Genomic DNA, 12684 nt, shown 5'->3' with positions numbered 1-12684 from the left:
TGTGCGGGGAACGACCGCTGGGAGGAACAGGGATGGACCGCAAAACCGGCTCGGCCGAGACGGCCGCGCTGAGCCGCGTGCAGGGCGCCATCGGCACACCCGCCGTAGTCGCCGCGGCGCGCGGTCTGTCGCTGTTCGGTGAGCACAGCGCGGGGTGGTTCGGGCTCGGCCTGCTCGGGGCCGCGCTCGACCGCAGCCGCCGCAAGGACTGGCTGCTGGCCTCGGCGGGGGTAGTGGCCGCGCACGCCGCGTCGATCGCGGTCAAGCGCGTGGTCCGCCGCCCCCGGCCCACCGACCCGTCGGTGAAGGTGCTGGTGGGGACGCCGAGCAAGCTCAGCTTCCCCTCCTCGCACGCCACCTCGACCACGGCCGCGGCGGTGGTGTTCTCCGGGCTCACCGGCAAGCCGCTGGTGCCGGTCCTGGTGCCGCCGATGCTGCTGTCCCGGCTGGTCCTCGGGGTGCACTACCCGACCGACGTGCTGGCCGGGTCGGTGCTGGGCGGGGTGCTGGGCGCGTTGGTCCGCCGCCGGTTCCAGAAGGCGGGCCGATCATGACGCGCACCGCCAAGCCCGCCGAGGAGAGGCCGGAGGAGGCGTCCGCCGAGGCCGGGTCCAAGCAGGGCACGGCCGCGCTGCTGCGCGGGCTGGTGCGCACCGCCCGGCCGCGCCAGTGGGTCAAGAACGTGCTGGTCCTGGCGGCGCCGTTCGCGGGCCAGCGGATCTTCGAGGGCGCCGTGCTGGCGGACGCCGCGATCGCCTTCGTGGCGTTCTGCCTGGTGTCCTCGGCGGTCTACCTGGTCAACGACGCCATCGACGTCGAGGCCGACCGCGCGCACCCGACCAAGCGCAACCGGCCCATCGCCGCGGGCATCGTCCCGGTGAAGGCCGCCTACGCGACGTCGCTGCTGCTGTTCCTGGCCTCCCTCGGCGTCGGCGCGCTCGCCAACTGGCAACTGCTGATCGTCCTGGTCGTCTACGCGGCGGTGCAGTTGGCCTACTGCCTCGGCCTCAAGCACCAGACCGTCATCGACCTGTGCGTGGTCGCCTCCGGCTTCCTGCTCCGCTCGATCGCGGGCGGCGTGGCGGCGGGCATCGCCCTGTCCCAGTGGTTCCTGCTGGTCACGGCCTTCGGCTCGCTGTTCATGGTCTCCGGCAAGCGCTACGCCGAGATCATCCTCTTCGAGCAGACCGGCGCCAAGATCCGCTCCTCGCTGGCCAAGTACTCCGCCAGCTACCTGCGCTTCGTCTGGGCGACCGCCGCCGCCATCATGATCACCACCTACTCGCTGTGGGCCTTCGAGATCCGCAGCGACAGCGCCAGCAACTCGATCTGGGCCGTCATCTCCATCGTCCCGTTCGTCATCGCCGTGCTGCGGTACGCGGTGGACGTCGACGGCGGGCACGCGGGCGAGCCCGAGGACATCGCGTTGAAGGACCGGGTGCTGCAGGTGCTCGGGTTGAGCTGGATCGTCACCCTGGCCCTGTCCGTCTACCTCTAGATGGGCAGCTTGCGGAAGATCGGGCGCGGGACGTGGCGCAGCGCCGACATGACCAGGCGCCAGGGGGCGGGGGCCCAGACGAGGTCCTTGCGGGAGCGGACGGCGCTCTCGACGACCTCGGCGACCTTCTGCGGCGTCGTGGCGAGGGGGGCGGGTTTGAGGCCCTCGGTCATCTTGGTCTTGACGAATCCGGGGCGGACGACTGTGACGTGGACGCCGTGGGGGCGCAGGGCCTCGCCGAGGCCGAGGTAGAAGCCGTCGAAGCCCGCCTTGGTGGAGCCGTAGACGAAGTTGGAGCGGCGGACGCGCTCGCCTGCCACCGACGACAGGGCGACGACGGAGCCGTGGCCCTGGGCGCGCAGGCGGTCGGCCAGGGCGATGCCGAGGGAGACCGGGGCGGTGTAGTTGACCTGGGCGATCTCGACGCCCGCGGCGTGGTCCTGCCAGAGCTGCTCGGCGTCGCCGAGGAGGCCGAAGGCGACGACGGTGAGGTCGACGTCGCCGTCGGCGAAGGCCTCGGCGATGAGCTTGGGGTGGCTGTCGAGGTCGAGGGCGTCGAACGGGAGGGTGCGGACGGTGGCGCCGAGGGAGCGCAGGTGGTCCGCGGCGGTGTCCAGGCGGGCCGATGGGCGGGCCGCGAGGGTGACCGACAGGGGGCCGCGCCCGGCGTAGCGCTCGGCGATGGCCAGGCCGATCTCCGAGGTGCCGCCGAGCAGCAGCAGGGACTGGGGGGTGCCGACAGCGTTGATCACAGGAGTCCGAGCCTTCGCGATTGGTCCGAGCTGAACAGGCCGTCCGGGTCGACCGAGTGGCGCACCTTGCGCCACTCGTCGAGCCCCGGGTACATCCGCCGGAACACCTCCGGCGCGGTGCGGGAGTCCTTGGCCAGGTAGAGGCGGCCGCCCGCGTCGAGCACCTGGCGGTCGAGGTCGGCGCAGAACGCGTCGAGGCCCGGCACGATCGGGAAGTCGACGGTGATCGTCCAGCCGGGCCGCGGGAACGACAGCGGCGCGCGGTTGCCCTCGCCCATGCGCTTGAAGACGTTGAGGAACGACACGTGCCCGGCCGCGGCCATCTGCCGGACCATGGAGCGCAGCTCGTCTTGGCGGTCGAACGGGATGAGGAACTGGTATTGCAGGAAGCCGTTGGTCCCGTAGGCCCGGTTCCACTCCCCGAACATGTCCAGCGGGTGGTAGAAGCCGGTGAGGTTCTGCACCTGCCCGCGCGCCTGCTTGGGGGCCTTGCGGAACCACGCCTCACCGAGCATCCGGAAGGTCAGCTTGTTGGCCAGCCCGTTGGGGAACACGTCGGGCAGGGTGAGCAACTGCGGCGCGTCGAACTTGAGCGGGGCCTTGCGGTACTTCTTCGGCAGCTCGTCGTAGCGGGCCAGCGAGCCGCGGGAGAACACCGCGCGGCCCAGCCTGCCGTCGGTGTTGATCGAGTCGAACCAGGCCATCGAGTAGTCGTAGCCCGCGTCCGAGCCGTTGGAGAACAGCGCGAGGGTCTCGTCGAAGTCGGCCGTGCGGTCGGTGTCGACGACGAAGTAGGCGGACTCGGTGTGCTTGAGCGCCAACGTCGCGCGCAGCACGATCCCGGTGAGACCCATGCCGCCGACGGTGGCCCAGAACAGGTCGGACTCGGGGCCGTCCGGGGTCAGGGTGCGCACGCTGCCGTCGGCCAGCAGCAGCTCCATCGACCGCACGTGGTTGCCGAAGCTGCCCGCCGAGTGGTGGTTCTTGCCGTGGATGTCGGACCCGATGGCGCCACCCACGGTGACCTGCCGGGTGCCGGGCAGCACGGGCACCCACAGCCCGAACGGCAGCGCGGCGCGCATCAGCCGGTCGAGGCTCACCCCGGCGTCGACGACGGCGAGGCCGCTGTCGGCGTCGACGGAGTGGATGCGGTCGACGCCGGTCATGTCGATGACGAGCCCGCCCGCGTTCTGCGCCGGGTCGCCGTAGGAGCGACCGAGCCCGCGCGCGATCACGCCGCGCTCGTCGACCCGCCGCAGCGCGTCGACCACGTCCTCGGCCGTCTTCGGCGCGGCGACCCGGGACACCGTCGGAGCGGTCCGCCCCCACCCGCTCAGCGCCCGCTTCTCGAAGTCCTCCACCGGGCCCAGGGTAGCCGCGCCCTACACTGGCGCCGCTACCGATACCGGAGGTCCCGCGGTGACCGACGTCCGCCCCGCACCCGACGTGGTGCGCCAGCTCGTCCGCTTCGCGCTCGTCGGCGGCTTCTGCGCCCTGGTCGACTTCGGGCTCTACTGGCTGCTGCTGCAGGCGGGCCTGTGGGAGCACGCCGCCAAGGCCCTCAGCTTCATCGCGGGCACGACGACGGCCTACTTCCTCAACAAGCGCTTCACCTTCGCCGACGCCGCGGACCGGGGCGCGGCGCAGGCGGGCGGCTTCGCCGTGCTGTACACGGTTACGTTCTTCGTCAACGTGGGCGCGAACGCGTTGATGCTGCACCTGCTGCCCGAGTCCCCCTGGCGGGTGGCGACCGCTTGGGTGATCGCCCAGGGTCTGGCGACGACGATCAACTTCGTGCTGCTGCGGACCGTCGTGTTCCGCGCAGGCCGCTAGCCGCCGAAGCCGGGGCCGCGCCGCGGGGTGCCGTAGACCGTCACGTGCGCGGGCAGCACGTCGACGTGGGCGGTGACGACGTGGCTGAAGTTGACCACCGCGCTGGTGCCGTCCTGCAGGACAAGGGTCTCCACGCTGCCCGTGCCGAGCAGGCCGGGCAGCGCGGTGGCGAGGCCGTCGGTGTCCTTGACGGCGAACACGAGGGGTTCGCCGCCCGCGGTCAGGTGCAGGATGAGGGCTTTCCGGGTTTCTGCCATGCCCCAGCCGACCACCCGCGACGTTCCCGGGACAACCGGTTACGCCACGGGCGGATCAGCTCAGGGCGGACACCCGGCGGTCCTGTTGGGACCTCAGCTCTCGGGCTTGTTGGCGTCCAGCTCGGCCGCTTCCCGCAGCGTGGGCGCGGTGCCGCCGAGGTGGGCGGGCTGCCACCAGGCGCCGGGGGTGTGGTCGGGGTAGGCCTTCTGCACCTGCTCGAGCAGGTCGGCCATCCGGACGCGCAGTTCCGCGGTGACCACGTCGAGGTCGTCGTCCGCGGTCACGGTCATCGGGGCGCCCACCAGGATGGAGAGCGGGACGTGCCGCTGGCCGAGGTCGCGCGGCTTGCCCTTGGTCCACAGCCGCTGGGTGCCCCACAGGGCCATCGGGATGAGCGGGACACCCGCCTCGGCGGCCAGCCGGGCGGAGCCGGTCTTGAGCTCCTTGACGGTGAAGGAGCGGCTGATCGTGGCCTCGGGGAACACCCCGACGACCTCGCCCGCGCGCAGCTTCTCCAGCGCCACCTGGTACGAGGCCTGGCCCGCCGACCGGTCGACCGAGATGTGGTGCATGCCCCGCATCAGCGGGCCGGCGACGGCGTTGCGGAAGATCGACTCCTTGGCCATGAAGCGGACCAGGCGCTTGGACTCGACGGCGCCCAGACCGGCGAAGATGAAGTCGAGGTAGCTGATGTGGTTGGACGCCAGGACGGCGCCGCCGGTGCGCGGGATGTGCTCGGTCCCCTGCACGTCCAGCCGGTAGTCCATCACCCGGAAGAGTGTTTTGCACAGACCGATGACCGGCGGGTAGACGACCTCGGCCACTAGTCGTCCACTGGCTTCGTGGACTGCTCGCGCATCGCGATCGGGGCCCCGGCGAGGTCCTCCTCGTTGCACAGCAGCTTGACGTCGTAGTACGGGTTGCCTTCGCCGTCGTCGTAGTCCAGATGGATGGCGATCACGTCCACCGGCTCACCCAGCCAGTCCTGGGTGCTGCGCAGCCAGGTCGCGGCGCGTTCGAGGGCGGTGGGGAGGTCGTCGTCGCGGAACTCGACCGGGCGGTATGGCACGCCCTGGACCTGATCACCCGCGTGGGGGGGCCGGGGGAGGTCGACGGAGACTCCGGCTTCGTCGAGGTCGAGTGCGATCGTCTTGTCACTGGCGAGCTCGCTCACCATGCCAGGGTCCACGAGGCCCGGACCGCCCGCAACCCCCGGACGGGGTGTGACCTCACACGTGCGGGCCCGCGGGCGTGTGTGGTTGACTGTCACCGGTCGTGACTTTTCTTGAGTACGTGTTAGATCACGCTCGCAAGAGATCGTGCGGGCGCGCGGTTTTCCTCCAGGTCAAGCCGGAGAAGTCGCCGTCTGAAACCGACCAGGGCCTAGGCGACCGCCGGGGTCCTCAGCGGTACCTGTTGAGGAGATTTACGTGGCACAGGGCACAGTCAAGTGGTTCAACTCCGAGAAGGGCTTCGGCTTCATCCAGCCCGACGGCGGCGGCAGCGATGTCTTCGTCCACTACTCGGAGATCACGGGTAACGGCTTCCGCACCCTTGAGGAGAACCAGCGCGTCGAGTTCGAGATCGGCCAGGGCCAGAAGGGCCCGCAGGCCACCGGCGTGCGCGCTGTCTGATCTAGCACCGTGCTGAGCTGGGACCGGCTCACCGGCTAGACCTTGTGAGAGGGCCTGTCCCCGGGCGACCTGGGGGCGGGCCCTCTTCACGTTGCCCAGCCAGCCTCTGCTTGCGGGACAAGCAACCCGCCGCGCTGCGAGCGCGCTTGCCCGTCGTACGAACGAAGCGCCGCACACCGGGCCTGTCGAAGCCCGAGAACACCGCGCGGCGCCAGCGGGTCGCCCCGCCCCCGGCGGCCGGGAGCGGGGCGGGCGGCTCAGGCCTCGAAGATCTTGCGCCACGACTCCGCGGAGGACAGCTCCGGCAGCGCGTCGCGGTACACCTTCTGCATCCGCGGCCACTCGGCGATGAGCTGGCGGTAGCTGGCCGCGGCCTGCTTCGACAGCTCGCGGAACACGTGCGCGTCGCGCCTGCGGAAGGCCACGCCGTTGCCGTCGGAGTTCGACACCGTGGCGCTGTCCAGGTTGCCCAGCAGGAACCACAGCGCGCTGCCCGCGGGCACGTTCACCTGCGGGCGGTCCACGGCCGTGGGGTCCGGGGCGCGCAGGTTGTGCAGCAGCGCCTTGGACGCCTGGGCGGCGATGGAGACCGGGTTCACCGGCGGCTTGAGCATGCCCTCGGCGCGGACGGTGTCCAGGGTGGGCGGCGGGAACTCGCTCGCCGACTGCAGGATCTGGGCGTCGGCGTAGCCGGAGCGGATCTTCTGCACCTCGGGCAGGGCGGTGCGCAGCGAGTCGGCCAGCCGGTCGGGGCCCGCGAGGAAGTCCTCGATGGCCTTGAGCTCGATGGCGACCGTGGAGTACTCCATCGACAGCAGCCTGCGGATGGTGGCGCGCAGGCCCTGCTTGAACAGCGTCTTGCGCATGTCGTGCGGGCTGTGCAGCGCCGCGACCACGAGCCGGTTGCGCAGGTGGAAGTAGGCCGTCCAGTCGGAGTGGTCGTTCTTGTCCGTCCACGGCATGTGCCACACGCCGGAGCCGGGCAGGGTGACCGTGGGGATGCCGTTGGCCAGCGCGCGGATCGAGTACTCGGTGTCGTCCCACTTGATGAACAGCGGCAGCGGCAGCCCGGTCTTCTCGATGACCTCGCGCGGGAACAGGCACATCCACCAGCCGTTGTAGGTGGAGTCGATCCTGCGGTGCAGCTTGACCGTCTTGCGCAGCGTCTTCTTGCTGAAGTCGTGGTCGGTGACCGCGCCGGGGGCGGGGCGCCACACGTAGGAGCCCATGTCGACGACCTCGCCCATGCTGTGCAGCCGGGCCCTGGCCTGGAGGTTGAGCATCTGCGAGCCCAGGATCAGCGGCTGCACGGCGGCGCGGCTGAACGCGCTGGCCCGCAGGATGCTGTCCGGCTCGAGCATGATGTCGTCGTCCATGAGCATGAGCTGGTCGACGTCGGAGTGCTCCATCGTCTCGTACATCGCCCGGCTGAACCCGCCGGAGCCGCCCATGTTGTCCTGCTCGATGACCTCGAGCCGGTCGCCGAGCAGCTTGGCCGCCTCGGCGAAGCGCGGGTGCCCGGAGATCTTCTTCGTGCCCTGGTCGGCGACGTAGACCTTGCTGACCACCTCGAGCACCGCCGGGTCCTCGCCCAGCGCCAGCAGCGAGGCCACGCAGTCGTCGACCCGGTTGAAGGTGGTCGAGCCGATCGCGAGCTTCGCCGCGGGCAGGTCCAGCGGCGTCACCCAGGCCGCGTCGGCGATGTCGAGCACCGAGGAGTGGGTGGTCACGTCGAACCAGATCCAGCCGCCGTCCTCGAACGGCGCGGTGCTGACGTCGAACTCGAAGGTGCGCCACTCGCCCTCGGTCTGCACCACCTCGCCGTGCCAGTGGACCTGGTCGCCGTTGGCCTTCGAGCGGTAGACGTCGATGCGCCCGTTGCCGCGCACCCGCAGCCGCAGCACGACGTCGCGCACCTTGGTCCAGCGCTTCCAGTAGCTGGCCGGGAAGGCGTTGAAGTAGGTCGCGAACGACACCGCGGCCGAGGTCGGCACGGTCACCTCGAACCGGGAGGTCACCTCGCTGTGGACCTTCTCCGGCTCGTCCAGGTACAGCGCGCGCACGTCGATCGGGTCCGCGTCCCGCGGCATGATCACGCGTTGCAGCACCGTGCCCGCGGGTCGTGCTCCTGCGTCGGGTCGGGGGGTGGAAGGCATGTGTGGGGGTCTCCGAGACGCTCGCTGGTGGCTCTGCGCAGCTTACGCCGGCAGCTCATGTCCACCTCGTGTGGCTGGATCTGGGCAAACGCCGTTCACATGCCCCGGATCAGCTCCTGGTCCACCCGGTAGACGTGCACCGGCCCGCGCTGGAACTCCTCGGTGAGGCCGGGCAGGCCGTCCAGGTCCTCGAGGCCGGGCGGGACGGTCAAGCCGCCCTTGTCCGCCCAGCTCTCCGGGGTGACGACGGAGCCGATCCTGGGCGCGCTGTAGTCGACGTAGACCCAGGTGATGTTCAGGTCCATGATCCACTTCCGGACCTGGGGGTCGGTCGGGTAGGTGTTGAACCGGTCCAGCAGGCCGTAGGTCCACGGCGCGCCCGCGACGCCGACGGTGCTCATGTTGACCACCGGGATGCCCTTCTCGACGTACATGAACGACGACCCGTCGTTGGCCGAGTTCATCACCCGCTCCCCCGGGCCGACCTTGCCGTCGAGGAAGTCGAAGGCGGCCTGGTCCTCCTCGGTGATGCGGAACAGGTTCGGCTGGGCGTACCTGATCGTCAGCGAGTCGGCGTTGGCCCGGCCGTAGCCCTGCGCGGGCCCGACCAGGTACCCCAGCATGATCAGCGCGACCACGCCAGCGGTCACCGAGTTGAGCAGGAGCGGGCGCTGGGCGCGCGGCTTGTCGCGCAGCGGGCGGCGCCGGGCGAGCCACGCGGCGGCGCCCCTGGCGACGAGCACGACGCCGAGCCCGGCGAGCACCGGGATCATCAGCGACTGGTTGGCCCGCAGCCGCAGCATGGCGTTGTAGAAGAAGCCGGTGATGGTGGACTCGAACCCGGCGGCGGGCGAGGTCCACGCGCCCAGGACGATCAGCGACCACACGGCGTAGGCGGCGACCGGGCCGAAGCCCTTGCGCACCCAGAACACCGCCAGGACGCCCGCCATGGCGAGCAGGAGCGCGGCGATCTGGGCCAGCCCCTCGTACTCGGCGCGGAAGGTGAGGTAGGGCAGCCCGAAGGTGCGCCCGAACGCCTCCGACCACGCCAGCTTGGGGAAGTCCGGCGGCCAGCCGGTGACCGTGCCCGTCAGCTCGCCGCCGGACGCGGCCGCGAGCAGGTACGCCACGGCCACGACGGCCGCGACGACGCCCGCGACGAGCAGCGCGGAGACCTGGCGGCCGAGGGCCCGCAGGCCGCCGCGGGTGAACGCGGTGCCGACCCACCAGGCCAGGAGGACGACGGCGACGCCGACCGCGCCGGTCGGGTGCGCGGCGACCAGGCCGCCGCTGGCGACACCGGCGGCCGCGGCCGCCTTCCAGTCGCGCCCGCGCAGGGTCAGCAGCGCGGCGACCACGCCGGGGGTCAGCGCGATCGCGGCCGCGTTGGCGAGGATGCCGCCCTGCTCCATGAGCGGGATGACCAGCGGGTTGACCCCGGCGGCCACGACGGCGGCGACCCCGCCCGCGGCCACCGCCGCGCCGCGGCCCAGCCCGGCCTGGCGCGCGGCGACGTGGGCCAGCGCGCCCAGGCTCATGACCAGCCCGACGCCGAGCACGGCGACCGAGACCGCGTTGAGCCCGATGATCGGGTTGCCCGCGATCGAGCCGATCACCGCGCCCAGCAGGTGCAGCCCGGACGGGTAGTACGAGGTGGGCTCGCCGGTGAGCACGTCGACCGGCAGCAGCTCCCACGGGGCACCGCGCCCGGACCGCTGGATGTAGGCGATCAGCTCGGAGTGCTGGATGGTGTCGTGCTCCTGCGGGAGCGTGCTCAGCGCGCCGAGGCCCAGCAGCCAGGTGTGCAGGACGTAGCCGACGGCGGCGATGGCGAGCAGCCCGCCGACGGCGATCCCCACGGCCTGCGAGCGGGGGACCCGCCAGAACGGGCGCGCGGGCCGGTCGCGCAGCCACCAGAAGACCCCGAGCCCCAGCAGCAGGAAGACGACGATCCCCAGGCTCAGCGGTCCGAAGCGGACGCCGATCAGCCCGCACGCGATGGCGGTCAGCGATGCCACCCCGATGGAGGCGGCGGGGCCGATGGCGATGAACCAGAGCGGTTTGCGCACCCCCAGCGCCAGCAGCAGCGCGGCGCCGGGGAGCAGGACCACCACCAGCGCGAGCAGCACTCCGGGGATCGCCGCGAGGGTCATTCCGCGCTACCCGGGGACTCGGACTGGCACGACGGGGCGGTCGACATGGTGCCGCATCTTGCCAGACCACCAGCGCGCCCGGTGTGGCGGCCACGACAGCGCCGAGACCGCTGATCGGCGCCGAAGTGGACCGCGGTCAGACGAGCGCGCGGACGACCCGCCAGTACAGGCCCATCACGGCGTTGAGGGGGCGGAGCACGATCGGGGGGACCTGGATGAGCGGGGTGTTGAGCTGGTGGGTGAGCACCCGCATCCACTGCTTGTCCGACACGGATTGCTCGGCGCGCACCAGCTTGCGGCGGGCGCGCAGGTCGGCGCGGTGGGCCCAGAGCCACTGCCAGCCGCGCACCTTGTCGCGGATCCAGCCCTCCTTGATGGCCAGCGCCACCATGGCCAGTTCCAGGCCGAGCAGCGCCGGGGACAGCAGCAGCAGCGCCCTGGTGCTCCACAGGGTGCTCACGAAGATGAGCCGGTTGCGCTCGACCAGGTAGAACTTGTTGGTGTTGCGGGAGAACTCATAGCGGTGCAGCACCACCGCGTCCGGGACGTTGACGACCTTGAGGCCCAGCCGCCACGTGCGGATGGAGAGGTCGGCGTCCTCGTGGTAGGCGAAGTAGCTGTCGAAGAAGCCGCCGAGGCGGTCCCAGTGCTCCTTGCGCAGGACTAAGCCCGCGCCCATGGCGCCCGCCACCTCGGTGGGGGCGGTGCGGGTCTCCGGCTCGCCGAGTCCGCCGACCCAGCTGATGCCCAGGACGTGGATCATGTTGCCGCTGGAGTTGAGCAGCTCGGGGGTCTCCGCGAGGCGGACCGCGGCGCAGGCGATGCCCACCTCGGGACGGGTGGTGAGCTCCTCGACGAGGCGGGCCACGGTGCCGGGCTCCACCACGGCGTCACCGTTGATCAGGGCCAGGTACTCCCCGGTCGCCACCTCGGCCCCGGCGTTGTTGCCGCCGGAGTAGCCGAGGTTGCGACCGGGGCTGACCACGGTCACGCCGTCGAGTTCACCCAGGAACCGCACGTCGTCATCGGTGCAGCCGTTGTCGACCAGCACCACGTCGACGTCGGCCTTCTCGGAGGCGAGGAGGGCGTGCACGCAGCGGCGCAGCCAAGGCTCGGACTTCCAGGCGAGCACGATCGCGCTCACCCTGGGCAGTGCCGCCGCGGTCACTGGATCAGTCCTCCCCGATCTTGGTCAGGCTCAGCGTGAAGCTCACGCTGATGAGCTGGAAGCCGCCGACGATCAAGACCATACCGAGGATCGGGACCCGCATGGTCTGAACGACGTCGAGCGCGCCGAAGCCGGTCGCGCCCCACATGCTCAGCGCGACGATGAAGCTGATGATGCCCAGCAGGATCATGAGCAGGCCCAGCCACAGACCCCGCTCCAGCGACGCGCGGGCGATCCGCAGGATCGTGCGACCCGATGGCGGGGGCAGCAGCCCGAGGTGCGCGGCGTACGAGCGGGCCACGACCGCCAGGCCGACACCCTGCATGCCGACGACGAAGCCGGTCGCGCAGGCGAGCATGGAGTGCAGGCCGAACCCGATGGAGCCGACCTGCTGCGGGCCGAACGACAGCCACAGCAGACCCAGCAGCCCCAGGCCCATCAGCGCCATGGAGGGGTAGTACAGCAGCCACCGCGGGCTGAACGCGAGCAGGAAGCGCAGGTGGCGCCACCCGTCGCGCCAGGTGTTGAGGTGCGGGGGACGGCTGCGGCCGTCCTTGCGCAGGGTGGTCGGGACCTCGCGGATGTCGAAGTGCGTCAGCGCCGAGCGCACGACCATCTCGCTGGCGAACTCCATGCCGGAGGTGCGCAGGCCCAGCTCGACCATCCGGTCGCGGCGGAAAGCGCGCATTCCGCAGTGGAAGTCGCCGACCGGGATGCGGAAGAACAGCTTGCCCAGCCAGCTCAGGACCGGGTTGCCGAGGTAGCGGTGCAGCGGGGGCATGGCGCCGTCGGCGATGCCGCCCTTGAAGCGGTTGCCCATGACGAGGTCCGCGCCGTTGCGCAATTCCTCGAGGAAGCCGCCGATGTCCTCCAGCGCGTAGCTGTCGTCGGCGTCGGCCATGAGCACGTAGACGCCCTCGGCGGCCTCGATGCCCGCGGTGAGCGCGGCGCCGTAGCCGCGGCGGGGCACGTCGACGACCCGGGCGCCGTTGCGCCGGGCGATGTCCTGGGACCCGTCGGTGGAGCCGTTGTCGGCGACGACGACCTCGCCGTTGACGCCCAGGTCCTCCAGGGACTTCTTCGCCTTGCGGACACACACCTCGAGCGTCTCTGCCTCGTTCAGGCACGGCAGGACTATGGACAGCTCGACCACCGAGGTCGGGGTCGCCGCCACCTCGGCAACCGGCTTGGACGTGGTCATGCGCTGCGGCTCCTTTGAAGAATGCGACGGG

The 12684-nt window shown here is 71.2% G+C and carries 13 protein-coding genes; 4 read left to right on the top strand and 9 right to left on the bottom strand.

Features of this window, described 5'->3' with window-relative positions; all coding sequences use genetic code 11:
* Positions 1-32 precede the first annotated feature (32 nt).
* Positions 33-554 (top strand): phosphatase PAP2 family protein, encoded by a 522-nt coding sequence (locus GCL84_RS27495; RefSeq protein ID WP_156758477.1) that lies wholly within the window; start codon positions 33-35, stop codon positions 552-554.
* On the top strand, positions 551-1498 hold the full coding sequence (locus tag GCL84_RS27490) for a decaprenyl-phosphate phosphoribosyltransferase (protein ID WP_156758476.1): 948 nt from the start codon (positions 551-553) through the stop codon (positions 1496-1498). The genes GCL84_RS27495 and GCL84_RS27490 overlap by 4 nt, the downstream gene beginning before the upstream one ends.
* Here GCL84_RS27490 and GCL84_RS27485 read toward each other — a convergent pair.
* Complete coding sequence (locus GCL84_RS27485) at positions 1495-2250, bottom strand: decaprenylphospho-beta-D-erythro-pentofuranosid-2-ulose 2-reductase (protein WP_156758475.1); 756 nt, start codon at positions 2248-2250, stop codon at positions 1495-1497. The two genes, GCL84_RS27490 and GCL84_RS27485, sit on opposite strands and share 4 nt — an antisense overlap.
* Positions 2247-3611 (bottom strand): FAD-binding oxidoreductase, encoded by a 1365-nt coding sequence (locus GCL84_RS27480; RefSeq protein ID WP_235926782.1) that lies wholly within the window; start codon positions 3609-3611, stop codon positions 2247-2249. Before GCL84_RS27480 ends, GCL84_RS27485 begins: the two co-directional genes overlap by 4 nt.
* 58 nt (positions 3612-3669) lie before the next feature.
* Here GCL84_RS27480 and GCL84_RS27475 point away from each other — a divergent pair, with 58 nt between their 5' ends.
* Complete coding sequence (locus tag GCL84_RS27475) at positions 3670-4083, top strand: GtrA family protein (protein WP_156758473.1); 414 nt, start codon at positions 3670-3672, stop codon at positions 4081-4083.
* Here GCL84_RS27475 and GCL84_RS27470 read toward each other — a convergent pair.
* From GCL84_RS27470 to GCL84_RS27460, 3 genes are all read right to left on the bottom strand, one after another.
* Positions 4080-4340: a hypothetical protein gene (locus tag GCL84_RS27470; RefSeq protein WP_156758472.1), complete on the bottom strand. Its 261-nt coding sequence runs from the start codon at positions 4338-4340 to the stop codon at positions 4080-4082. The two genes, GCL84_RS27475 and GCL84_RS27470, sit on opposite strands and share 4 nt — an antisense overlap.
* Positions 4341-4433: 93 nt before the next feature.
* Positions 4434-5165 (bottom strand): lysophospholipid acyltransferase family protein, encoded by a 732-nt coding sequence (locus GCL84_RS27465; protein ID WP_156758471.1) that lies wholly within the window; start codon positions 5163-5165, stop codon positions 4434-4436.
* The gene (locus GCL84_RS27460) at positions 5165-5518 is read right to left on the bottom strand and encodes a hypothetical protein (RefSeq protein ID WP_156758470.1); all 354 of its coding nucleotides are present in this window, start codon (positions 5516-5518) and stop codon (positions 5165-5167) included. Before GCL84_RS27460 ends, GCL84_RS27465 begins: the two co-directional genes overlap by 1 nt.
* 253 nt (positions 5519-5771) lie before the next feature.
* On the opposite strand from GCL84_RS27460, the gene GCL84_RS27455 reads away from it, so the two are divergent.
* A complete protein-coding gene (locus GCL84_RS27455; protein WP_156758469.1) occupies positions 5772-5975 on the top strand; it encodes a cold-shock protein in 204 nt (67 codons plus the stop codon).
* A 257-nt stretch (positions 5976-6232) separates the two neighbouring features.
* Here the strand turns inward: GCL84_RS27455 and GCL84_RS27450 are convergent, their stop codons facing one another.
* From GCL84_RS27450 to GCL84_RS27435, 4 genes are all read right to left on the bottom strand, one after another.
* A complete protein-coding gene (locus GCL84_RS27450) occupies positions 6233-8131 on the bottom strand; it encodes a glycosyltransferase (RefSeq protein WP_156758468.1) in 1899 nt (632 codons plus the stop codon).
* Between the two features lie 95 nt (positions 8132-8226).
* A complete protein-coding gene (locus GCL84_RS27445; protein ID WP_156758467.1) occupies positions 8227-10284 on the bottom strand; it encodes a DUF6541 family protein in 2058 nt (685 codons plus the stop codon).
* Between the two features lie 136 nt (positions 10285-10420).
* Complete coding sequence (locus GCL84_RS27440) at positions 10421-11452, bottom strand: glycosyltransferase family 2 protein (protein ID WP_156758466.1); 1032 nt, start codon at positions 11450-11452, stop codon at positions 10421-10423.
* A gap of 4 nt (positions 11453-11456) precedes the next feature.
* Complete coding sequence (locus tag GCL84_RS27435) at positions 11457-12653, bottom strand: glycosyltransferase family 2 protein (protein WP_156758465.1); 1197 nt, start codon at positions 12651-12653, stop codon at positions 11457-11459.
* Between the last annotated feature and the right edge of the window lie 31 nt (positions 12654-12684).

This window comes from Actinokineospora pegani, from assembly GCF_009745975.1.
Lineage (GTDB): Bacteria > Actinomycetota > Actinomycetes > Mycobacteriales > Pseudonocardiaceae > Actinokineospora > Actinokineospora pegani.
The sequence above is the reverse complement of the archived record's forward strand: the minus strand, read 5'-3'. Positions and strand labels throughout refer to the sequence as shown.

Bases quoted from the DNA above. Each gene is read 5' to 3' on its own strand.
- GCL84_RS27490 (WP_156758476.1), top strand. From the start codon at position 551: ATGACGCGCACCGCCAAGCCCGCCGAGGAGAGGCCGGAGGAGGCGTCC.
- GCL84_RS27435 (WP_156758465.1), bottom strand. From the start codon at position 12,653: ATGACCACGTCCAAGCCGGTTGCCGAGGTGGCGGCGACCCCGACCTCG.
- GCL84_RS27470 (WP_156758472.1), bottom strand. From the start codon at position 4,340: ATGGCAGAAACCCGGAAAGCCCTCATCCTGCACCTGACCGCGGGCGGC.
- GCL84_RS27460 (WP_156758470.1), bottom strand. From the start codon at position 5,518: ATGGTGAGCGAGCTCGCCAGTGACAAGACGATCGCACTCGACCTCGAC.
- GCL84_RS27445 (WP_156758467.1), bottom strand. From the start codon at position 10,284: ATGACCCTCGCGGCGATCCCCGGAGTGCTGCTCGCGCTGGTGGTGGTC.
- GCL84_RS27495 (WP_156758477.1), top strand. From the start codon at position 33: ATGGACCGCAAAACCGGCTCGGCCGAGACGGCCGCGCTGAGCCGCGTG.
- GCL84_RS27450 (WP_156758468.1), bottom strand. From the start codon at position 8,131: ATGCCTTCCACCCCCCGACCCGACGCAGGAGCACGACCCGCGGGCACG.